Source organism: Leptospira wolffii serovar Khorat str. Khorat-H2 (genome assembly GCF_000306115.2).
Lineage (GTDB): Bacteria > Spirochaetota > Leptospiria > Leptospirales > Leptospiraceae > Leptospira_B > Leptospira_B wolffii.
The window spans coordinates 90,219-111,774 of sequence record NZ_AKWX02000023.1 but is presented as its reverse complement, the minus strand read 5'-3'; the positions used below and the strand labels follow the sequence as shown (position 1 = coordinate 111,774).

At 45.4% G+C, this 21,556-nt stretch carries 23 protein-coding genes and 1 pseudogene; 7 read left to right on the top strand and 17 right to left on the bottom strand.

What is annotated here, in order from left to right; translation table 11 throughout:
• Window positions 1–104: 104 nt before the first annotated feature.
• On the top strand, window positions 105–581 hold the full coding sequence (locus tag LEP1GSC061_RS18595; RefSeq protein WP_016546929.1) for an LIC_10730 family protein: 477 nt from the start codon (window positions 105–107) through the stop codon (window positions 579–581).
• Between the two features lie 170 nt (window positions 582–751).
• Entirely contained in the window at window positions 752–1,084 is a 333-nt protein-coding gene (gene cutA / locus LEP1GSC061_RS18590) for a divalent-cation tolerance protein CutA (protein WP_040510111.1), read from the top strand.
• 58 nt (window positions 1,085–1,142) lie between these two features.
• On the opposite strand, the gene LEP1GSC061_RS18585 is transcribed toward cutA, so the two are convergent.
• From LEP1GSC061_RS18585 to LEP1GSC061_RS18560, 6 genes are all read right to left on the bottom strand, one after another.
• On the bottom strand, window positions 1,143–1,742 hold the full coding sequence (locus LEP1GSC061_RS18585; protein WP_016547461.1) for a rhomboid family intramembrane serine protease: 600 nt from the start codon (window positions 1,740–1,742) through the stop codon (window positions 1,143–1,145).
• A 10-nt stretch (window positions 1,743–1,752) separates the two neighbouring features.
• Window positions 1,753–3,729 carry an excinuclease ABC subunit UvrB gene (uvrB, locus tag LEP1GSC061_RS18580; RefSeq protein WP_016547123.1) on the bottom strand — a complete coding sequence of 659 codons (1,977 nt, stop codon included), beginning with the start codon at window positions 3,727–3,729 and terminating at the stop codon, window positions 1,753–1,755.
• 56 nt (window positions 3,730–3,785) lie between these two features.
• Window positions 3,786–4,451 (bottom strand): ATP-binding protein, encoded by a 666-nt coding sequence (locus tag LEP1GSC061_RS18575; protein ID WP_040510110.1) that lies wholly within the window; start codon window positions 4,449–4,451, stop codon window positions 3,786–3,788.
• Between the two features lie 73 nt (window positions 4,452–4,524).
• Window positions 4,525–4,986, bottom strand: a complete 462-nt coding sequence (locus LEP1GSC061_RS18570; protein ID WP_016547250.1) for a tRNA (cytidine(34)-2'-O)-methyltransferase — start codon at window positions 4,984–4,986, stop codon at window positions 4,525–4,527.
• Window positions 4,987–4,988: 2 nt separating this feature from the next.
• Window positions 4,989–6,137, bottom strand: a complete 1,149-nt coding sequence (locus LEP1GSC061_RS18565; protein WP_016547200.1) for a S1 RNA-binding domain-containing protein — start codon at window positions 6,135–6,137, stop codon at window positions 4,989–4,991.
• A 72-nt stretch (window positions 6,138–6,209) separates the two neighbouring features.
• Window positions 6,210–7,562 carry an amidohydrolase family protein gene (locus LEP1GSC061_RS18560; RefSeq protein WP_016547383.1) on the bottom strand — a complete coding sequence of 451 codons (1,353 nt, stop codon included), beginning with the start codon at window positions 7,560–7,562 and terminating at the stop codon, window positions 6,210–6,212.
• A gap of 25 nt (window positions 7,563–7,587) precedes the next feature.
• On the opposite strand from LEP1GSC061_RS18560, the gene LEP1GSC061_RS18555 reads away from it, so the two are divergent.
• A complete protein-coding gene (locus tag LEP1GSC061_RS18555; RefSeq protein WP_016546975.1) occupies window positions 7,588–8,280 on the top strand; it encodes an ATP-binding protein in 693 nt (230 codons plus the stop codon).
• Window positions 8,281–9,057 carry a glycosyltransferase family 2 protein gene (locus LEP1GSC061_RS18550; RefSeq protein WP_016547145.1) on the top strand — a complete coding sequence of 259 codons (777 nt, stop codon included), beginning with the start codon at window positions 8,281–8,283 and terminating at the stop codon, window positions 9,055–9,057.
• A 24-nt stretch (window positions 9,058–9,081) separates the two neighbouring features.
• On the opposite strand, the gene LEP1GSC061_RS18545 is transcribed toward LEP1GSC061_RS18550, so the two are convergent.
• Window positions 9,082–9,474 (bottom strand): hypothetical protein, encoded by a 393-nt coding sequence (locus tag LEP1GSC061_RS18545; protein WP_016547098.1) that lies wholly within the window; start codon window positions 9,472–9,474, stop codon window positions 9,082–9,084.
• A gap of 67 nt (window positions 9,475–9,541) precedes the next feature.
• Between LEP1GSC061_RS18545 and aroE the strand changes: the two genes are divergently transcribed.
• The 3 genes and pseudogenes from aroE (at window position 9,542) to LEP1GSC061_RS18525 (ending at window position 12,490) form a co-directional block, all read left to right on the top strand.
• Window positions 9,542–10,414 (top strand): shikimate dehydrogenase, encoded by an 873-nt coding sequence (aroE, locus tag LEP1GSC061_RS18540; RefSeq protein WP_040509995.1) that lies wholly within the window; start codon window positions 9,542–9,544, stop codon window positions 10,412–10,414.
• The gene (locus LEP1GSC061_RS18535) at window positions 10,415–11,629 is read left to right on the top strand and encodes a glutamate ligase domain-containing protein (RefSeq protein ID WP_016547213.1); all 1,215 of its coding nucleotides are present in this window, start codon (window positions 10,415–10,417) and stop codon (window positions 11,627–11,629) included.
• A gap of 54 nt (window positions 11,630–11,683) precedes the next feature.
• Window positions 11,684–12,490, top strand: a pseudogene (locus LEP1GSC061_RS18525) (IS5 family transposase).
• Window positions 12,491–12,504: 14 nt separating this feature from the next.
• Here the strand turns inward: LEP1GSC061_RS18525 and LEP1GSC061_RS18520 are convergent.
• The 10 genes from LEP1GSC061_RS18520 to LEP1GSC061_RS18475 form a co-directional block, all read right to left on the bottom strand.
• A complete protein-coding gene (locus LEP1GSC061_RS18520; RefSeq protein ID WP_016547088.1) occupies window positions 12,505–13,137 on the bottom strand; it encodes an HD domain-containing protein in 633 nt (210 codons plus the stop codon).
• A gap of 6 nt (window positions 13,138–13,143) precedes the next feature.
• Window positions 13,144–13,692, bottom strand: a complete 549-nt coding sequence (locus LEP1GSC061_RS18515; protein ID WP_016547022.1) for a hypothetical protein — start codon at window positions 13,690–13,692, stop codon at window positions 13,144–13,146.
• Window positions 13,693–13,766: 74 nt separating this feature from the next.
• Window positions 13,767–15,398, bottom strand: coding sequence for a PEGA domain-containing protein (locus LEP1GSC061_RS18510; protein ID WP_016546928.1), 1,632 nt, complete (start codon window positions 15,396–15,398; stop codon window positions 13,767–13,769).
• Complete coding sequence (locus LEP1GSC061_RS18505) at window positions 15,395–16,138, bottom strand: ABC transporter permease (RefSeq protein WP_040509994.1); 744 nt, start codon at window positions 16,136–16,138, stop codon at window positions 15,395–15,397. The genes LEP1GSC061_RS18510 and LEP1GSC061_RS18505 overlap by 4 nt, the downstream gene beginning before the upstream one ends.
• An 11-nt stretch (window positions 16,139–16,149) precedes the next feature.
• A complete protein-coding gene (locus tag LEP1GSC061_RS18500) occupies window positions 16,150–17,046 on the bottom strand; it encodes an ABC transporter permease subunit (RefSeq protein WP_016547402.1) in 897 nt (298 codons plus the stop codon).
• 10 nt (window positions 17,047–17,056) lie between these two features.
• Window positions 17,057–17,512: a PTS sugar transporter subunit IIA gene (locus LEP1GSC061_RS18495; RefSeq protein WP_016547327.1), complete on the bottom strand. Its 456-nt coding sequence runs from the start codon at window positions 17,510–17,512 to the stop codon at window positions 17,057–17,059.
• Window positions 17,487–18,392, bottom strand: a complete 906-nt coding sequence (locus LEP1GSC061_RS18490) for a hypothetical protein (RefSeq protein WP_016547241.1) — start codon at window positions 18,390–18,392, stop codon at window positions 17,487–17,489. The genes LEP1GSC061_RS18495 and LEP1GSC061_RS18490 overlap by 26 nt, the downstream gene beginning before the upstream one ends.
• Window positions 18,382–19,536 carry a hypothetical protein gene (locus tag LEP1GSC061_RS18485; protein ID WP_016547087.1) on the bottom strand — a complete coding sequence of 385 codons (1,155 nt, stop codon included), beginning with the start codon at window positions 19,534–19,536 and terminating at the stop codon, window positions 18,382–18,384. Before LEP1GSC061_RS18485 ends, LEP1GSC061_RS18490 begins: the two co-directional genes overlap by 11 nt.
• Before the next feature lie 8 nt (window positions 19,537–19,544).
• A complete protein-coding gene (locus LEP1GSC061_RS18480) occupies window positions 19,545–19,826 on the bottom strand; it encodes a hypothetical protein (RefSeq protein ID WP_010414765.1) in 282 nt (93 codons plus the stop codon).
• A gap of 84 nt (window positions 19,827–19,910) precedes the next feature.
• Complete coding sequence (locus LEP1GSC061_RS18475; protein WP_016547260.1) at window positions 19,911–21,455, bottom strand: cellulose synthase family protein; 1,545 nt, start codon at window positions 21,453–21,455, stop codon at window positions 19,911–19,913.
• Window positions 21,456–21,556: the final 101 nt, after the last annotated feature.

The window sequence follows — 21,556 nt, the reverse complement described above, 5'->3', positions numbered from 1 at the left end:
CAAATCGGCCCGCTAATCCCAACGGGTTAGTTTTCCGAAAAACGGTGCTTTCTTTCCTTGCCTCTCCTATATATCTTCGGAGCATGAACCTAAGGAATTGAATTTTGTCCTACAGAAGACTCCTTATTCTATCCTTTCTTCTTTTTGGCTCCCTCTTTTGGTCCCAATGCTATTTCGCCGTGGATTGGAGTCAAGGCAGCGGTCCTAACGGCAAAGAAAGAGCGACCTTAGAGGAGACTCCCGATCCGGAGGAGTCGAACTTAAGCAAATCCGAGTTGAAGCGCAAAGGTAAAGCCGGTAAGTCGGGCAAAGACGACCAGGAAACCTTCGAGATTCTCTCCGGACAAAGCGGTTCTTCCGCAAGAAGTTGCACCGTACTATACAGCAATTGTAAAGACAAATGTTGGAAAGAATTTCCTCCTCCGAAAGTGGAGACAGTCTTTACCGCAGTGACAGTGGATCGGAAGCGTTGGGACTGCGTGGGTAAATGCAGAAACGTCTGCGATAATTTCGATCCCCCTAGTTCCGGCGGATCGATGCCGAATTCCGGAAAAGGAAATTATTCCGAGCCCCCTCGATAAGATTGCTTCGAATCACTCGGGGCAGCTTCCCTGTATCGACATAACTATTTGCAATCGCTTGGGGCAGCGCTCCGTACATCGATACGATGATTCTCAAAGGTCACGAGCTAGGGAAAAGAGTGGACAAAGAAAGAAGGCTTACTATCTTCCTTTCTTTCGGAGGAAATCGAATGTCTTCATCCCAAGAAATATTAGTCTTCACTACTTTGGCGGATCGGGATCTAGCCGAGGAGTACATCGCGGACATGCTCCAACTTGGCCTAATCGTAAGCGGTACTATCTTTCCCGAGGTGGCCCTACTCTATCAATGGGAAGGAAAACTGACCATAGATTCGGAGAATAAAATCCTATTGAAGGCGAAAGCGGATCAATACCCTGGAATCGAAGAATATATTATGAAAAAGCATCCTTACTTAGCTCCGGAAATTATCCGCCTGGACGTAAGCTTCGGAAGCGATAAATACAAAAAATTCATACAGGAAAAGATCGCAAAAGGCGGCTGATCCTTTCTTTTACCGAAGTTCCGAAGCGATTCAAACTGGATGTCGCTTCGGAAAAATCCTACAGAAAAATCCCCGCCAAATAGAGCAAAAATCTCTCCACCGATTCCGGTCTCGCTAAGATCGCGACCGCAAGTCCCGTTAAAGCTCCGTAAAAATGAGCGTCATGATTGATTCCATCCTGGGAATTTTTGGAAGCGTAGTAGGAATAAGCCAGATAAAACAATGCGTAAAGAGGCCCCGGTATCGGAACCGGAATCAAAAAGAAGAATATCTTAGAGTAAGGAAAAAATAAGATCGAAGCGAATACGATCCCCGAAGTACCGCCGGAAGCGCCGAGGCTCCCGAAATTCGGATCGTCCTTATGCCTAAAGTAGGAGACTGAATTGGCCACAAGAATGCTCGCCAAATACAATCCCATAAACCCCGTAGCTCCCAATACATTATCCACCGCTTGTCCGAAAAAATACAGAGTGATCATATTAAAGATCAAATGCTGCAAATCCGCATGAACGAAACCGCTAGTTGCGAGAGTGTAGTAGTTTCCTTCCTTAGAATCCCTATACGGACGCAGTATCAGCTTATCCAATAGATTCTGATCCTTGTAAAGAGTGTACAAGCTGATAATCGTGGTGATCGCTATCGTAATTTCCGTGATCATCTAAAAAGCCTCATTTGATGGACAACATCTTGTCCCTTAATAGGGCCGCCCTTTCGAAATCCAATTCCTTGGCAGCCTTGAGCATCTCTTCCCGAACTCGTTCCTTCATCTCTTCCTTGGAGGAGAAATTCTTTTCTCGGAATTTCTTGTCTATTTCCTCGGAAGCGGATTCTTCCGGAGTCAGATCTTTCTCGGTTCTTTCGATGATATCTCCGATCTGCTTGCGGATCGTCGTAGGGGATATCCGGTATTTCTGATTATGCTCTTCCTGGATTTGGCGTCTTCGTTTGGTCTCTTCGATCGCCTTTTTCATGGAGTCCGTCATCTTGTCCGCATATAGTACAGCGGTCCCGCTCACGTTCCTCGCCGCACGGCCGATGGTCTGTATTAAGGATTTATAATTCCTCAAGAAACCTTCCTTATCCGCGTCCAGAATCGCTACGAGAGAAACTTCCGGAATATCCAGACCTTCCCTGAGCAGGTTGATTCCTACCAAAACGTCGTAGATCCCTTTTCTCAGATCCCGGATGATTTCCACCCTTTCCAGAGTGTCCACTTCCGAATGCAAATAAGAGACTTTGATACCCAACTCTCTATAATAATCGGTAAGGTCCTCGGCCATTTTTTTGGTCAGGGTGGTAACTAAGACTCTTTCTCCCGCATCCATTCTTTTGCGGATCTCTACAAGCAGATCCTCCACCTGATTCTTGGTAGGACGGACCTCCACCATAGGATCCAAAAGTCCGGTAGGACGAATGATTTGCTCCACGACCGTCTTACTCTTTTCCAACTCGTACTCGGCGGGAGTCGCGGAGACGTACAGAGTATTCGGAGTCAAGGATTCGAATTCCGTAAAGTTCAAGGGTCTATTGTCCAAAGCGGAGGGAAGACGAAAGCCGAAATCCACGAGAGTCTGCTTTCTCGCCCTGTCTCCCGCGTACATTCCTCCTACTTGGGGGATCGTAACATGAGACTCGTCCACGATAAGAAGAAAATCTCCTCTAAAATAATCGATGAGACAGGCCGGTCTCTCTCCTTCCTTTCTACCGGTGAGATGACGAGAATAATTTTCTATTCCGTTGCAGTATCCCATTTCTTGGAGCATTTCCATATCGTAATTCGTACGGGATACGATCCTTTGGGCTTCAAGAAACTTATTCTCTTTCGTGAACTTGGCTTCTTGTTCCGCCATCTCATCCTTGATCCGAGTAACCGCATCCTTTATCAAAGGAGTGGACATGATGAAGTGTTTGGCGGGATAGATAAAACATTTTTCCTGTCTGGCTATAACCTGCCCGGTCACTGGATGGATACGGGAAATCGCATCCACATCGTCTCCGAAAAACTCGATCCGAATTCCGTCGGTATGATATGCGGGATAGACTTCTATGGAATCCCCTCTGACCCTGAAATTACCTCGGGAGAAATCCGTATCGTTACGATTGTATTGAATATGGATGAGTTTTCGAATCACTTGGTCCCGATCTATCGTATCTCCCTTCTTCAAGGCGACAACGGAATTCACATATTCTTCTGGAGAACCCAAACCGTATATGCAAGAGACGGAACTCACTATGATCACGTCGTCTCTTTCCAAAAGAGAAGAAGTGGCTCTCAGACGAAGCTTGTCTATCTCCTCGTTCATGGACATGTCCTTCTCTATGAAGGTATCAGAAGAGGGAACATACGCCTCGGGTTGGTAATAATCGTAATAGGAAACGAAATATTCTACCGCGTTTTCGGGAAAGAACTCCTTGAATTCCCTAAATAACTGGGCCGCCAAAGTCTTATTATGCGAAAGTACAAGTGTAGGAAGACCCAAATGAGCGATCACCTGGGCCATGGTGAAGGTCTTACCGGAACCGGTGACTCCCACCAACGTGACCTTCTTCTCTCCCGATTGGAAGGAGGACGCGATCTTATCGATGGCTTGTACCTGGTCTCCCGCAGCTTTGTACGGAGAATGAATTTTGAAAATCGCAGACATATTCTTAGATAAAAGACCCGAAATCGGAAAATAAAAGCGGGAAAAAATCGGATCGTTTACTTCGGAAGAATTTTTTCGGCCATAAACAAGGCCTGTCTTTTATCTTCCAAAATCTCAAGATCCATTTTATCGAATAATTTCTGCATGACCATCATTCCACGCATGAGGGTGGCGGTGGAGGAGAATTTTCCGCGCTCTATGTCCTCTTCCAAATTGAGTTCCCGGAGATTGTTCACCAGTCGGATTTTGAACAAATTCTCCCTTTCTATGGAATAGGATACTTCGACGGAACCTCCGTCTCCGTATTTTACCGCGTTCTCCACCGCTTCGATGGAGCCGATGGTCAGGTCCACGATCAAATCCTCGTCCACTTTATTATTTCGAAGGAAGGATTCCATACGGCTACGCACGTATTGCATGGGTTGGAATTCGGTTTTACCTAAAATTAAATATTCTTCTTTTTTGGAAGGCTTCTTTCGAAGAGGGGAATCGGGGGAGAGAGTGTATTCTCTAGGATCCAGTTTTCCTTTGGCGGCGTCCTTGGAAGCGACCAGATCGTCCAAGATTTTTAAGACCCATTCGGAAGGATAGACGGGCTCCTCTCTCAATCTACGTATAGTATCCATACGTATCCACGAGAGGAAATCCTGGGAATTTCCTGTTACACCGTTTGCTAGGAGTTCCCTAATACGGGCCTCTATCTCTCCTAGGGAAAAGGACATTCCCATATTTTTCCATAGGACTTTTTTTTTCGGGGAGTGTAAATCCGATTTTTTTCGACGGGTAGTTTCCGTTTCACCAATTCCGGATTTGTCGCAGCGCTTCATAAGCGACCACGGCGACGGCGTTGCTCAGGTTCAAACACCTGCAATCTTCTTCCATCGGAATCCGAATAACCTGCTTGGAAACGGAGGATTGAAAAATTTCGGATGGAAGTCCGGAAGTTTCGTTTCCGAATAGGAACGTATCGTCCTTAGAGTAATGAGGAGTCGTGTAGGAAGTGTCTCCTTTTGTGGAAACCAAATATAAATTGGATCCGGAAGGGAGAGTTTCCGCAAAACCGGACCAATCGGAATGAAGCGTTAGGCTCAGCTTATCCCAATAGTCCAGTCCCGCGCGTCTAGCCGCTTTCTCAGTCATTTCGAAGGCGGGTTTGCCGACGATATGCAATTCGGCTCCCAGCGCCACGCAAAGCCTCGCGATATTTCCCGTATTCGGAGGAATCTCGGGACGATACAAGGCGATCCGGAGAGACATTCTTAATTCTTCTTTTGACCCTTGTTTAAGGATTTTGCAAGAATGGCTCCGAAAGAACCCGTGGAACTAGTCTCTTCGGAAAGATACCCGCTATAATCCAATCTTTCCTGCACTTCCTTTGCTTTCACGAGAGAAAGGGAAATCTGGCGTTTTGCGAGATTCACTTCGGTCACGAAAGCGGAGAGGGATTCTCCCACCTTGAAATGCTGAGCGGCGGGAATTCTATTTTGCAATCCGGTTTCCCGATTCGGAACCAGTCCCGAAAAATTCTCGTTCAATTTTAAAAAGACTCCGAACGGTTTTATACTTTCCACGATTCCAGTGACCAGATCCCCTTCTTTGAAAGGAACGTTTTGGGCCCAAGGATCCTTTAGAAAATCCTTAACTGTAAAGCTGTGTTTATTCTCTTCCCAATCCAATTTTAGGACCTTGGCTCTCAGTACCTGTCCTGGATGGAAATCCTTGGATAGATCGGGGTTCTTTTTGAAAGTCGCTTCGGACGTAGGAACAAGGGCCGTAAGTCCGTCCGCCTCCACAATCAATCCGAAAGGATGCACGGATTTGACCCGACAGGTTACGAACATTCCCGGTTTCAGTTCTCCCTTTAGTACGGAGATCTTGGCTTCTCTTTCCTTATCCGCGATTTTCTTCTGGGACACGATGATCTTGCCCTTGGCACCCAATTCGGAGACTAGAAAACGTACTCTTTTACCGACCACGGCGCCTTGTTTTTTAAGTTCCGGATCCAATTGGGAGAAGGGACAGAATCCGATCTGTTCGCCTAACTTGACCTCTACGCCGGCATCGTTCTCTCCGACTATATGTCCGAGTACCGGGATCTCGGAAGAATGAGCGACTGAAATCAGATCCTTAGTGATCGTATCTCCGTCCATACAGATGGTGAAATACTGATCTCCGGAAGCCTCGCGCAAGAAATAGGCTTCTATCTCCTGTCCTATGGCGGGAGCCTCGGCGAATTCTTCCGCTAAGATAATTCCTGATATTCCCGCATTTTTTACCTTTATAAAAACATAATCCGTTTTTGCGCTCGTTACTACTGCGGTTACTTTTGCGCCCGTCTCCAGGGAAGCTTTTTTACGGAAACTTTCGTCTAGTAATTTTTGGAAGAGTTCTTTTTCGGAGTCCTTCATAGTTCTGCCTCTTTCTTTTCCGGCGGTCTCCGGAATCGATTGGCCGAGTCGATTTCCGGAAATCCGAGCGATTTATTTTTTAGATTTTGATTTCTTCTCCGTAGAAGGGATCTCGGTCCTTCCCTTCTCCGTAACGACCGTCTTCAGGCTCTTTAGCTTATCCCAATTCTGCATCGGGTCTTCCTTAAAAATGAGAAGATGCGCCGGCTTTCCCACTCGGATCTTTCCTTCATGAGGAGAATTTAGATAAGAGCAGGTAGTTTCCGTCGCGGCTCGCAACGCCTCTTTCGGTCCGAGAATATCGGAGAGAATCCTGAGTTCCTTCCATCCGGAAATCCCGGGAAAGGAAAGATAATGTCCCGAACCGGAGCCCAAGAGGATCTTTAAGGACAGATTCTTCCTGGCCTTTAGAAAGGCAAGATAGGAATCGTATTCCTTATCCGCTTCGGATTTTTCCGACTCGGAAAGCGGAGAAAGCGAAGAGATCCATTCCTTAGACGGAAATCTGGCTTGGAACTGCGGACTCCAGGCGGTCCATCTGTCCCATTCTTCCGAAAATGTAGGAGTTCCCACTTCCTTTCTTATATAATAGATTCCGAAGAGAGGGGCCCATGTCTGTTTCGTTAAATTCTTGGCTACTGGAAGAATGGAAGGTAATTCCGGAATCGGATGGAAAAGCGTTTTGATCTCTGAAGAGAGCGCTTCCCAAACTGCGAATTCTTCTCCGAATGTGGAGACGGATATTTCCAGGCCGACTTTTTCGGCCTGGCTTCTCATTCTGTATAATAGTCTCCCGTCGACCGTGAAGGAATCTCCTTCGTTGTATCGAAGGAATAAATGCGCTTTTCCTTTGCCTCGAACGGAAGCTGCTCGCATCGCTTCTTCGGGAGATTTTAGAATTCTGTACGCACTGGATTGATTTCCCTCCAATTCTTTGGAGTTCGCGATCCATACGGGCGGAAATACGGAGATTCTAGGATAGAGGGATTTCTTTTTTCTAGTTTCCGCCACTTCCTCGGCCCATTGAGGATCCGCTACGCTTTGTATATGAGTGAAACCGTGTAATAAGAATTGCCTCAAATCGGTTTCCAATTCTTGGCGATCCTTCCCTCCTCCCAGAGAATTCGCTCCCAGGGTGGTATGAGCGTCGCAAAATCCGGGTAAAATGAACGCAGCGTCTTTGGTAGCAGAAGAAGGAGAAATCTTTTCTACGATTCCGTCCTTTACGGAAATTTGAACCGGCCCGACGTACTCCAAAGTCTCGGGTTCGAGAACATAAGCTCCGGTCCAAGACCAGGACTGAGCTTCCAAGTTCCCTGAAAAAATTAGGAAAATCGGAAAGAGTAGAATGAGGAAAATTTGCCGAGAGTTCGGGCTCGGGCGGTCCTTTTTTAGATTCCGTAAAATGAGTCTCTTGACAAACAAATCGAGTTCCGAAAAGTTCAAGGTAATGGGTCAGGAAATCCGAGATATATCAGACAATATCCGGCTTACAATCGAGAACGGTAGAATCCTTTCTCTCAAGACCCACAGGATAACAAGATCCGTAGAGGAACATATCCAGCAAGCGATCGAATTGATCCTGGATAAGGTCACGTATCCGACCCTCGTTCCCACGGTTTATACTATCGTTAAAGAATTATCAATCAACGCCTGCAAAGCAAACCAAAAAAGAATCTTCTTCGAGGAAAAAGGATACGACCTGGATAATTCCGCGGACTACAAAAAAGGAGTCTCGGAATACAAAGGACTTTTTTCCGAGGCGATGGCGGAAGAATACGGACAAAAATCCAAAAAGCGCGGCTACTTCTGTTTGATCAACTTCGACTATTCCATGGACGGAATCCGGATCGAAGTCACGAATAATACTCCCGTTACCTTGGAAGAGGAAAAATCCCTGAGAGAAAAATTAGAGAAGGGAATGCAGTACGGAGATATCGCCCAGTTCTATATGGACAATGCCGACAATACCGAAGGCGCAGGCCTAGGACTCGCACTCATTCTGATCATGCTCAAGGCGGAAGGAATCGATCCTTCCTTTTTCAGGATCATCATACGCAAGGATTCCACCGTCGCCAGACTGGAGATTCCTTTGACTCCGAATTTCAAGTCGGTCAGAGACAAGGATTTTTCCCGCGCTTAGATGACCCTACCTATCTCCGCATGCATCATTACGTTAAACGAAGAGGATAATATTGAGAGATGCCTCTCTTCCCTGGATTTCGTAAGCGAGATCATCGTATTGGATTCCGGGTCCAAGGACAAAACGGAAGCTCTTGCGAAAAAGAAAGGAGCCAAGGTAGTCAGAAGAAAATTCGACGATTACGTTTCCCAGAAGAATCATGTGATCGGTCTCGCAAAATTTCCCTGGATCCTAACACTGGATGCCGACGAAGAGATTTCGTCCCAATTAAAAGAGGAAATTAAAGGTCTTTTCCAAACCGTCCCGAAAGAAGACGGCTTTTTGATCCCCAGACTGACCATGTATATGGGCAAATGGATACGCCACGGGGGCTGGTATCCGAACTATCGAGTGAGATTATTCCAGAAATCCAAAGGGCAATTCGTAGGCGGCAAAGTCCACGAAGCCGTAAAGCTGGAAGGAAAAAGGAAAAAACTCGAAAATCCGGTATTACATTATTCTTATGCAAGCCTTCACGATCATGTGAACTTCATCAACAGATACTCGGAACTCGCCGCATTGGAAAAATTCGGAAAAGGAAAAAGATCCGGACTATTCTTAGCGCTTTTAGAGGCGAGTTACAAATCTTTTTGGATGTATTTCGTGCGTTTCGGATTTATGGACGGCAGAAGAGGACTCATACTCGCCATTATGGGATTTTATTATAATTTTCTAAAATATACTAAAATCTTCGAAATGACCCTGCTCGATAAAGGAAAAACGGATCCTAAGAAGTAAGATCCTATAAATCGGGAAATTAAATCAGTCTCTGCGTTCTTTATTGTGATTTATGCGGTTCATGATATATAACATGGAGTATCCTCCGATGATCACCGCGATCAAATTCACATTAGCAACCTGCCAAATCCCGATCTTCGGGGAGATCAGCCAATAGACGATCTCGCGAATCGGATCCTGGAACAGGGCGAGAATGATCAAAGAGCCTAATAGGGCCACTAAGAAGGCTACCCAATAGCCTCCTAAGAGATCTTTTCTCTTGTAATAGTAAAAATACCAGGCCAGTCCTCCGCTAATCGATAAAACGAAAAGAATATCGGTGAACGTAGTCCACCATCCCGAAGAAGAGGCTAAGACTAAAAAAGGTTGAGTGCCTATAAAAGGAAGAAAATCGTTGAGCGAGGCCAGGATTCCCATCTACCAAACAGGTTTTCCTGGTTTTCGGATAAAGTCCAGAATTTTAGTAAAAAAGAAGCGGTACCAATTGAAATTCTTTCGAGACAGTTCCAAATATTTCGGGATCGTCGGAAATCCCCTATCGCATACGCTTTCTCCCCTGCTTCATACCTCTTGGTACGAAGATCTGAATCTAGATTGCGGGTATTTGGTATTTCCCGTGGCATCTTTGGAAAAACGGGAACTTCTAACCATGTCAAAGTTCGGAATTTGCGGGCTTTCCGTGACCATTCCCCACAAGGAGACTGCATTCCAAATCGCGGATCAAACCGACGAAACGTCCAAAGCGGTCGGAGCCAGTAATACTCTGGTCTTGCAAAACGGATCGATTAGCGCGCATAATACGGACGGATTGGGAGCGGTCCGAGCGGTTCAGGAATATTTTCCGGATTCCTTGCAAGGTAAGGTCTTGGTAATCGGAAGCGGAGGAAGCGCCAAAGGAATTTCCTTCGCATTATTGAACCAAGGAAGGGTCGGAGACTTAACGATCGCGGCTAGAAATACCGAAGCATCCAACTCTTTAAAGAACGCATTGGGTAAAATTTCCAAAGCGAATATCCATACCGAAGGCCTGGAAAATACGAAAGATAAATTTTCGGAGTACAGCCTCGTTATCCATACGACTCCCTTAGGAATGAAAGGGAAAGAGCCGGGACCGGCAATTACAGAAGCCGCATTTCATAAGGGCCAAGTCTTTTTCGACATCGTCTATAATCCCTTGGAGACTCCTTTTGTACTCGAAGCAAAAAAGAAAGGTGCAAGCATCATTCCCGGAACGGAAATGCTGCTCTACCAAGCCGTGGAGCAATTCCGCCTGTTCACAGGAATCCAACTCGAAGCCGACCTGGTGGGAAAGGGAAGAAAGAGACTATTGCAGGTTTTAGGGTACGATAAATCTTAAATGGAGTCCCCTGAATTTTTAGAGTTCGCCTCTCGATTGACCAATCTGGAGAAGACCAGAAATTTCAACGTATTCGGCGCTTATTCTCTGGATCCTTTTCGCGATCTACTAGACCGATACGGATGGCGGAATAGAAAAAAAGAAAGACTTAGGATCTCCGTAGTAGGAACCAACGGTAAAGGTTCCATATCGCATTTCTTAGCGGAATGTTTTTCTAAATTAGGATTTTCTGTAGGACTTTACACCTCCCCCCATTTAAAGGATCCGAAAGAAAGGATCCGACTCTCTCCCGAACTCCGACCTGTCAAAGACGAGGATTTAAAGGAACTCACAAAGCTCCTATTTTCCGATTCTTCCCGGGAGGAATTGTCCTTTCTTTCCTGGTTCGAATGGTTCACTTTAGCTGCATTCGTATTATTCGAAGAAAAGGACAGATCCGTGCAAATCTACGAGGCAGGGTTAGGAGGCAGATTGGATGCGACCAAGCTCGCGGAACCGGATGTAGTGATCGTCTGCGCGATAGGAGAAGATCATAAGGCGGTTTTAGGAAACACTAAGGAGTCCATTCTTCAGGAGAAATTGGGAATAATCTCCGATCGAACTAAACTCGTATTCGCATTAGAACCCGAGCCTTCTCTGCAAATAATTCTGGAAGAATTTTGCGAAGAAAAGCATATAGATCTCGCAACATTCCCCTCACTCCCGCAAGGAAAATCCTATCTAAGACACAATCAGGAATTCGTAAAATTCATAGTCCCCCGCCTCATGGAAGTACTTGCAAAAAAAAGAATACTACCGGAAAAAAAAGGAGAAGAGATCGTTCAAGACCTTTCTCCTCCCCCAGGTAGATTGGAAATCGTATCCGATTCCCCATTTATCGTTTTTGATCCGGCTCATAATCCGGACGCGGTTCGAATCACTCTCAGCTCTCTAGGAACCGCCTTTCCGGGCAAAAAATTCTCAATCATCGCAGGATTCCTGCCGGATAAGGAAGGAGAATCCATGGCAAAGGATTTAACTGATTATACGAAGGCTAAAAATACGGATTTGTATTTTCTAAATGCGAAAGAATTCCTACTTCCGAAGGGCTTTGAGTCGTTTGTCGTTTCACCGGATAAACTATCGGAGAAATTGGAATCCGTAAATGCAAAAGGAGAAGGGATTCTTGTTTTAGGAAGTTTTCGGATGTATTCTTATATCTCGCAAAAAGATTAAGAGCTTGTCCCAAAAGGTATTTGTACTTAAACTCTTGTAGTTAGTATAAGGAGTATGAAATCTGATTTAGGGCACCTTGATATACCGGAAGAGATCTGGAGAAAACAAAAGAACTCCTACCGAAGGAGAAGAAGGATCAAGGCAAAGGAGGTCGTCCCAGAGTAGATGATAGGAAAGTGATGGCAGCCATTTTTTATAGAGCGAAGACCGGTGTTCAATGGAGATATATTCCTCCAATGTTTGGCTCAAAATCCACACTACATAGGAGATTTCAAGAATGGGTTTCAGCAGGAGTGTTTGATAAGATAGAGAAGGAAGCTTTGAAGCTTTATGAAAAAACGATCAAAATTCGTACAAAACGGATGGCCGCAGACGGGAGCCAAGCGAGGGCTCCTAAAGGGGGGCTTCACAGGCCCAAACCCAACGGATCGCGGCAAGATAGGCATTAAAAGGCATATTCTCGTCGATCGGCTTGGAGCACCTATAGCATTTATCTTGGCTACCTCGGGAGTTCACGATTCTACATTGATCTTTCCTACGCTCAGAAAGTTTCGAGTATACCGGAACGGAAAAATACTCAAACCGGAAATTCTATCATTAGATAAGGCTTATACCGGAAAAATTATCAAAAGGGGATTAAGAAAGATGAATGTTCGATACCGTATCCCGAATAAAACGGATGCCAAACAACCGGAATCTATTCCAAAACTAAAACCGTTCCGCTGGACCGTCGAAAGAACAATTGCATGGATCAATGCTTTCCGTGCCCTTAAGACAAAATGGGAAGTTAAAATAGAAAATTACTCAGCCTTATTTAAACTCGCATGCGCATTCATTCTATGGAGAATGACTAAGTGGTAGTTTTGGGACAAGCTCTAAGTATTCTTGGCCTCCAAATTTCCCAATTCCCAGGTCAGATTCTCCCTGGCTTGTTTCTCATTTTTGTCCTTATACTCTTGCGTTTTAAAAATGAAATCCATGGACAGAAAATGCTCCAAGACCTTCTTACGACCCGGAAAATAAACCTCGTCCGGATACATGATGTATTCCTGTCTGATTTGGAGGGCGTATTTCCCGTAAGACTCGCGATCCGCTCCTAAAATCGAAAGATCACAATCCAAAAACACCTTTGTATCGAAATCGGAAGCGGCATTATGACCTTTCGTTTGTAGAATTAGATTTTTACAATATTCTATTTTTTCCGAGCCGATGCCCAACGATAGAATCCTTTCCTCGGCAAGAATTGAGCTATTCTCCTCGTTCTTGGAATCCCTCGGATCGTAAACGATATCGTGATAGTACATCGCGAGTATCGTACTCGGCCAATCGGCAATACGATCTCGAAACTCCGACAATCTGCGAAGAAAATGAAACAGATGTTCGAGAGTGTGATAATATCTTTGGGGCTCGGAATATCGAGTCTCGATTTCTTTCCATAGTTCGGCAGTTCTATCCACTTTAGGAGAAAACTCCCGAAGGACTTCGAAAAACGTATCTCGCAGAATCATACTCTATTACTCTGGCAAGCCTTGAGAGAATTGACGACATACAAATGTCGCTTCCGTTAGCATTCCTCTTCTCAAATAATAGAACGGTATTAGAGCGAAAAAAAGAAAAATAAAAGACGCGAGTAGGCTTTGGATCCAAACGCTACTCTCCGTAAAAAATTGCAGACAGGCTAAAAAGGAAGGTATTGAAAAAAGAAATAGAATCGCCCATGAAACCCGTATTTCGAGAATGAAACCGTTTGTCGACTTTCGGATGACTCCCATAAACATGGTTTTTCTCTCTGCCAATCGGAAAGAATCTGATTCCTCCGATCTTAGAGTTCCCCGAACAAACAGCCGATCTACGTCCATGACCTTAACGAAGCCTCCCATAAATCCGTAAGTCCGCCCCAAAATCCAATCGATATCCAAAGAATCGAATTCCAAGCGATAAAGTAGGAATCCTTTCTCGAAATTCTTTTCGAAGTATTGATATCTTGTTAGAGATATCCCCCAATAAATTACATAGGCGATAATAATGAAAACACCGATGAGAGCCCAAAGCACCGGAGGCATACCCTATATATTCCTAAAAAGTAATTTTCCAGACAAGAAGATGCCTTCTTCCTTTTCCATCCGAAAGAGAAGAGTTAAAACCGATAGTTGAATTTAGCGTAGGACTCGGTTTCATATTGGCCTTCGATTCCTTTTACGAAGGCAGGTGCGGTCTTCACGGGGGCGACTCCCACTTCTAACGTTTCGGAATCCAAACCCAAAGCGTAAAAGGTGGCGGAAAGAATCAACATAGCTCCGATTCCGTAAAGCATGAGTCCTCCCTGGACTCCCTGGTGCCTTGCAAAACGTCCGGAAATAGAGCGATAGTATTCCGACTTGGAACGAGCGTCTTCGTAGATTCTTTCCTGATAAAAATATACGGTCGCGAAGTATTGGAAATTGGGAGAAGTTTGCTGTAATTCCTGGACCGCGGCGAAGTTCGTTAAAGACACCATAGGTCGCGCATTCTCTAAAGCTTGGTCCGCCCTAAGATTGAAATAATAGTATCCCGCATAAAAGAACAAACTTCCGTATAAGGAGTAAATCGCGAAATCCTCGTAGGTATGATCCAAGAACAAATACTTTTTGTTTTTATAATAAGATACGGATTCTCCCGATTTCAGTTTCGCCGAAACTTCCGCAACTTCCCCTTTCTTGATTTCCACTCCTTTGAAGATGTCCACATGTTCATCCAAGGAGAATCGAAGTCGGTTCCAGCCGGTCTTTACGGGAATCTTATTTAAAGGAGTCGTTCCTAAAAATTCGGAACCTAAAAACACCTTGGCTCCGGCAGGCTCAGAGGTAACCGAGATGTATCCTTCCTTCTTTTCCTTTGCAAGAACTAGTTCTATCTCCTGAGCGGATTCCCTCAAATCCACCTGTCCCGTCCAATCGTCGAAACCGTTCTTGGTGATTCTTAGATCGTGGATTCCGGCAAGTACTTCTACATTTTTCAAAGGAGTCTTGCCGATATAATTTCCGTCCAAGAAAACGAGAGAATCGTAAAGACTCCCTGTCTTGATCGTCAGTTTTCGAGTATTCTTCCCGAGTAAAATCTTCCGTATCTCATCAGTCAAGGGAGATAGCTCCTGATAAGATCGTCTAACGCTAGTTTTATGGGAGAATTCCTTCTTGGAACCGTCTTTGGATGAACGAAGCCTGACTCGAACCTGAATCTCGTCCGAACCTTTCTTCTCGTATTCCCCGGATATGGAATAGAAGCATTCGTATTTACGGGAGATAGGGATCAGAAATCCTTCGTCCGGTGCGGCCTCGGATTCGTAGGGCTGGATCTTAAGATTGATATAACGAGGATCCTTCGTCGCAGGAAGAACGATCTCTCCTTTTTTCAACTTCTCGAAACGTTTGGAATCCCATTCTCCTTCTTTTGATTTCGAGATGGGAGTTCCTTCTCCGTTTCCGTAACCGTGCTGGATACTCGTGGGCAATAAGGATTCGTCGAAAATCTGAACGAGGGATTTCAATCCGGAATATACGACCGAGGCGTATCCGGGAGAATAGAAATCCAAAGAAGCTTCTCCGGAAAGATTTCTAAGCGGAAAAATACAAAGCTTTCTCTCCTTCTCGAATACGATCCTCTCCGGAGAAACGATATCTTCGAAACGATAATAATCGTCGATTCCGTAAAGCGATCCGCCGATCAAAGCCGGAGAAAGGGCTATAAGTAAAATCCCGGCGGATAAACGGTAAAGAAAACCTGATTTCAAGATTTTCCTCCCACACTGAATACTAAGCCTAAAATTCCAAGAGTCGGAAATACCAATGCCCACGGCGCGCTCTCTGCGTAATCCTTGGAGAATGCGATCTGTTCCCCCAAACCGGGCCCGAAAATTTCCGAACCGGAAGAGATCCCTAAAAACCCGAAAATGGCGAGGGTCATCACAACGGAGGGTAGACCCGTCGTCAAAAGTATACCTAGTATCCGAAAAGTCTGGGGTAGCAAATGCTTACGAAAGATATAAGATCGGCTCGCTCCGAAACAGGTTGCCGCGAGAACATATCCGCTCCCGCTCACTTCTTCTATCTTAGCGCGAATCGTCTCGTAACTTTGGGCCCAATCTCCGAGCACGATCGCAAGGAACAAAGGAATAGGCCCGGAACCGAACACCTGAACGACTAGAAGCGCCAAAAGAAGCGACGGAAGAGAAACGAATACCGAAGAAAGCGGGGATATTATATTATTCTTAATTATAGTATTTGAATAGGAAACGAGACCGATTGCGGATGCCAAGGCGAGAGTCAAAATTCTCGCTGGGACCGCGAAAAGAAACGTGGCCACGGATCCGTAAGCGAACATGGAGAAAACGTCCCGGCCGAGTCTATCCTTGCCGAACGGATGGCCCCAGGAAGGGGACAAGAAGGATTCTTTCAGATCCACCTTAGTAGGAGCGGGAAAAAATAACAGTCCTAATACGAGCAATAAGACGTAGAGACCGATTGCGGACATCCTAAACTTATTCACGCGGAGGCCTCCCAGCCGAGTAGACGATCCCGAACTCTTTCGGAAATTCTAGTAAGGAGATAGAATACGGCTCCGCTATAAAACAATAAGGCGGCCAATAATCCGGAATCCATGACCCGGATAGCATGATACATGGACTTTCCTATTCCCGGAAAGAAAAAGATCTCCTCCACAACTATCGCTCCGGAGAGTAAGGAACTCAAATCCAGTAGAATAAGTATCAGGAGTACCGGAAATATCTTCAGAAGAATATGCCGAAATAATATTCTATTTTTGGAATATCCTCTAGCTTCAAGCACGGTGATATAACCGGACTTTTCCTCGTCCTCTCCTAATTTGGTCGCAAAGAGAAAGATTCTCGCAAAGACTCTGGAGCCCAAGGCGATTCCGGGAAGAATCACGTAGGAACTATTCCAGTCTTCGTATCCTCCGGGAGGCAACCATCCCAATATCGCAAAAAAGACCACCAAAAGAAAGACAGCCACGACGAAAACCGGAGTGGAAAGGATCAATTTACTCAGGAAGCTTAAAGCATCCCTTAAAAATGAAAATCCCGGTTTCAGAGAAAATAAGGCCAGTCCGACGGAGGACAAGGTAGCCGTAAGTATCGCAAATAAAGAAAGATGGGCGGTGGGCCAAAACCGGGAAGCTATATGGGATAAGACCGGATCTCCGGATTCGGTTTTTCCCATATCCAGGGTCAATAGCCCTTTCCAAAAGCGAATGTAACGATCTAGGAAACGATTTTCTTCTAGAGTTACATTGTCTTCGGCGCGGATACCGGAATCGGCGTTGAGAAATTCCTTATTCAAGGATCTGAGTTCCGAAAAGAAAACCGAAACTGCGGATAAGAACACCGCAAATATTAGAAACCTCTTGGCCTCTTCGAACAAAGCCCGGCCCTCAAGCCGAAAAGGCTTTTCGGATATCTTCGAAGTCTTGAGCGTGAATCAATTTCTCGCGATCTTCTTTCACGTTCAGTGTTTTGGCGATTTGAGCGAGCGTTTTGATATGTTCTTGGAATTTGGATTTAGGTACGATGAGTAGAATGAAAATATGCACGGGTAGATGGTCTATAGCGTCGAAGTCGATGCCCTTTCGGGAGAGACCCATCACACATTTGAGTTCATCCACCAGATTGACGGAACAATGCGGAATAGCGACACCGCTTCCGATCCCTGTAGACATCGATTTTTCTCTAGCTAGAAGGGATTCGTAAACGGGATCCTTATCGTCCGACCCGATTAAACCTGAATCCACCGCCTTCCGGAGAAGTTGAGAAATCACTTCTTCCTTGGAGGCACCTTCTATCTCAAAAATTACAGTCTCTGGCTTAAGTAAAGCGAGGAGCTGATTCATTCTTATCTATCCTATCTCCTAGGAAAATACGAATCAGGATGGATTCAATGAAAAAAAAGGAAGCCACCCAGAGGAATACCGGAACCGAAGAGGCCGGAACGAAAAAAATTGCCAAACCGATCGGCAATAAAGCTAAAAAAGAAAGAGGCAAAAGTGTGCCCGTATTTCTTCCCGGTAAATCCAAGAGAAGAAGCAAGGCGACACTCGCATTCCAGACAGGGCCGGACAAGGACTCCCAACCCGAGAATCCGAAAATGAAGGTCCAAATTCCCGTTATTACACCGAAACAGACAGGAAGTAAGGCAGCAGAAACGCGTTTTAATAAGAGAGGGAGGAATAATAAAATTCCGAAACCCCCGGAAGCTTCCAGACAGGAATATCTAAGCCCAGGAAGAGAATCCATAAAGAAACCGGACGTATACAAATCGGGATATTCCCCTACTCTAAAACCCGTTCCCGCCTGGCTCGCCCAACCTTGGATGCCGGGAAGCAGATAGAATAATAGAAAAAGCAAAAGTTGCACCAAAGCCAAAGGAAACCGAACCCTCAATTTCCTTTCTCCTATCCACCAAACCACGATCCCTAAACTGATCGCGAAGAAAACTTGGATTGCATAACGGGAATCTCTCGGTATCAGCAGCGCGAATCCCAAGGAATGATTCAGCCAATAAAGTAGATACGATTTCTGTCCGGCTAATAGGAAATAAGCGAGAACCCCGAATCCCAAACCCAAGAAGACAGGAAAAAGAATATAATAAGACCCGCCGCTTCCCAAAAACAATAGCGCTATAGCCAAGACGGAGAAAAGGATATCCGGAAATAGAAGATCCTTCCTTCTGAAAAAACCGTTTTGGGTGGAAAGGACGAAACTAAAAGCCATGATTCGCCTCCTTCCAATTCCGGATTCTATCTCTTAGAGAAATGCTGGATGGACAAAGGAAAGTACAGATCCCGCACTCCATACATAGTCCCGCTTGGAAATTGCCGAAACTGGATACCAAGGCCATCGGATTTGCTTTAGTAGGACAATTAAGGGAACATTCTCCACATTCCACGCAAGGGAATTCCTTTCGATCCGATTCGTATCTGGAAAGAAAAATGAGAGAATAATGTTGGCGAATATCCCAATAAAATCCCTTCTTGGATTCCCTTACCGAATTTCGGTCGTAAAAGGAATTCACGGTAAATTTAGGATAGAGTTCCCCGTATTCTTCGAAAAGAAATTTTAAACTTTGGCCGTTTCGGATTCGGAGAGTGGATTCGGATCTTCTCACTCCGCCATTCTTACCCAAGAAATACAGACCGATCTCCCTTTCTATAAAAGGAAAATTGGCAAATAAGGCTCTATAAAGATTATATAATGTTTCCGGGCCCAGATACAGAACTTCCCCTATCGCGGCGAACGGAAGCTTCTCCGTCTTAAAAACAAAATACTCCGGAATTCCCCAAGGATAAGCGAAGTTCTTCATAGGGATTTTGGAATCGCCGGATATATAATCCCGAACGTTCGCATTCGGAAAGGCAAGCTTCAGAAATTCCAAAAAATTGCGATGGCAGTCCGCATTCTTCCTGAGCTCGGGCAGATAGTCCACTTCTTGGGTCCTAGAAAAAGGAGAAAGAATAACAAGTGAGACCTGAGACTTGGAGGAAAAATAAGAAGAGAGGGGTAGATCCGGAAAATCCAGAGAAACCAATCCCAATCTGTCCATGGTTTCTAGGACTTCGTTTCTCTGTAAGGACTTAGGAGTCCAAGGTTTGGATCCGATAAAGTTTCCGTCCTGGACGATTCTGATTTTAGTGCCCTCGTCTCCGTGTTCCAGAGACGCGATCCCGTTTACGGGAGATAAGACGATGCCGGATTTTTGTTTGTAGAGGTGATCCCCCACCTTGACCCGAACGGGAAAATCCTTAAGTAATAAGGCATCCCCGTCAGGGAAGAGTGTGTAGGGTTCGTCCAGGACCGTTCTGCGATTCCCCGTCTCTTTTACGGTCCTGGGTTGGAGGAGGAACGGTTCGGTGAACAAAGCCCTTTTTAGTTAGGCGACTTAACCATGTAGATTTCGTCTTTGATCGGAAGTTCTTTCTTGAGATTCTTGATATAAGGAAGAATTTCTCCCATCGGCTCGTAGAATTCACAATCCGTTTGCATACGGCGAGCTACGGTGAAGTATTTATACAACTTCTCTTCGCCGGAACGTTTAGACCATTTTTTCTTGGTACATTTGACCCGGAGGATGTATTTGTCCGCCTCGGATTCATACTGCCTTACGGTTACGCAATGCAGGCAGTTGGCGCAATAGACTTTCTCGCTCATCGGTTATCCTATTTCCTGGGGTATTTGACAGATTTAGGCGAGGGCACGGGGAGTCAACCCGTTTCTCGCCTATTGGAAGCCGACTTAGGCTTCTTGGGGAATCTCTTCCGGAGCAGTATTCCGAGCTTCCTTGTATTTCCAAGAGGCTTCCTGGAAGGATTTGAAGGAAACGAAGAAGAAACCGATTCCGTAGATCAGTAAGAATCCCACGATATAAGGGCGTCCGACAAAGAAGGAAAGAGCTACGGAGAAGATACAATAGCATCCCAGTAGGAATTCCAACACCACGTGAAAATCCAAAGGAACGGTGTATTTCAGTCTTTCTTTCAAAGAATCGGAGTTTTTCTCGATTCTCAATTTCGGAGTTCTCTTGAAAGAGGATTGGATTCCTAAAACGGCTTCCAACCAAGCGCGGGTATTAACGATTGCAATCCCGGTTCCGATCATGATCAAGATAGGCAGATAGACCAGACGCTTTTTCCAATCCTTATACAAGGTTTTCTGAGAATATGCGTAAAAGAAAAGGGGTCCAACGGATCCTATGGAAAGAATCGCCGCAGTTCCGGACAATACTTCCAAAGGAAGATCGTAGAAACTAAACCCGGACCAGTATTCCATAAGTAAGAGAGGGGCGCTGAATAGAATGTTCACGATCATGAGAGGGTGAACGGAATAATTGATTAGGTGGGTTACCGCCTCTGCCTTGGTTTTCCAAGGTAGATCCGCTTTCCAGATGCGAGGAAGAAGTTTCACCGCAGTTTGGATGGAACCCTTGCACCAACGGAATTGTTGGGATTTGTAGGCGGACATCATTGCAGGAATCTCTGCAGGACATACCACGTCTTTAAAATAACGGAATTTCCAGCCTCTCAACTCGGCGCGGTAGGAAAGATCGAAGTCCTCGGTAAGAGTATCGTGTTCCCAACCTCCGGCATCCTCGATGGTTTTCTTTCTCCAGGTGCCGGCGGTTCCGTTGAAATTCATCCAAAGCTTGGAGCCGTTTCTGGCCACCTGCTCTATCATGAAGTGACCGTCGATCCCGAAGCTTTGGGCCTTGGTGAGAATATTATAATCCGCGTTGATATGACCCCAACGAGCCTGGACCATACCGATTTGCGGATCGTCGAAATAAGCCATGGTTTTAAGAAGAAAATCCGGATCCGGCATGAAGTCCGCATCGAAAATAGCGATGAAATCGCCTTTGGCAACTTTCATCCCTTCGTCCAGGGCTCCGGCCTTGTGACCTACGCGATTAGTTCTATGCAAATGATGGATATCGAAGCCTGCGGCCTTGTATTTAGCCACGAGTCCGGCTGCCTTTTGGATGGTTTCGTCCGTGGAGTCGTCCAGAACCTGGATCTCCAATTTGTCTTTCGGATAACGCAGAGCGATTGTGGAATCGATCAGACGATCCACTACGTAGAATTCGTTGAAAATGGGAAGCTGCACTGTGACGATCGGAAGTTCCGGGTCGTTGATGGAAAGATTTCTGCTGGGGTCGGTATCGCAATTCGTATTGTACTTCTTATACAAGTACACCATAATATACGTGTGTATCCCGAAGAAGAATAACCCCAGGATATCCAAGGCGTAAATCGCTAGAAAAAGGAAAGTGACCACAGTGAGCATTTGGGACAAAATTTTCAGTCAGACCCAAAAAGTCAATGGATTTTGGCGGCGCATCATTCGAGGCGCCCAGGTCCGAGAAATCCGCTCAGATTCCCAAAAAA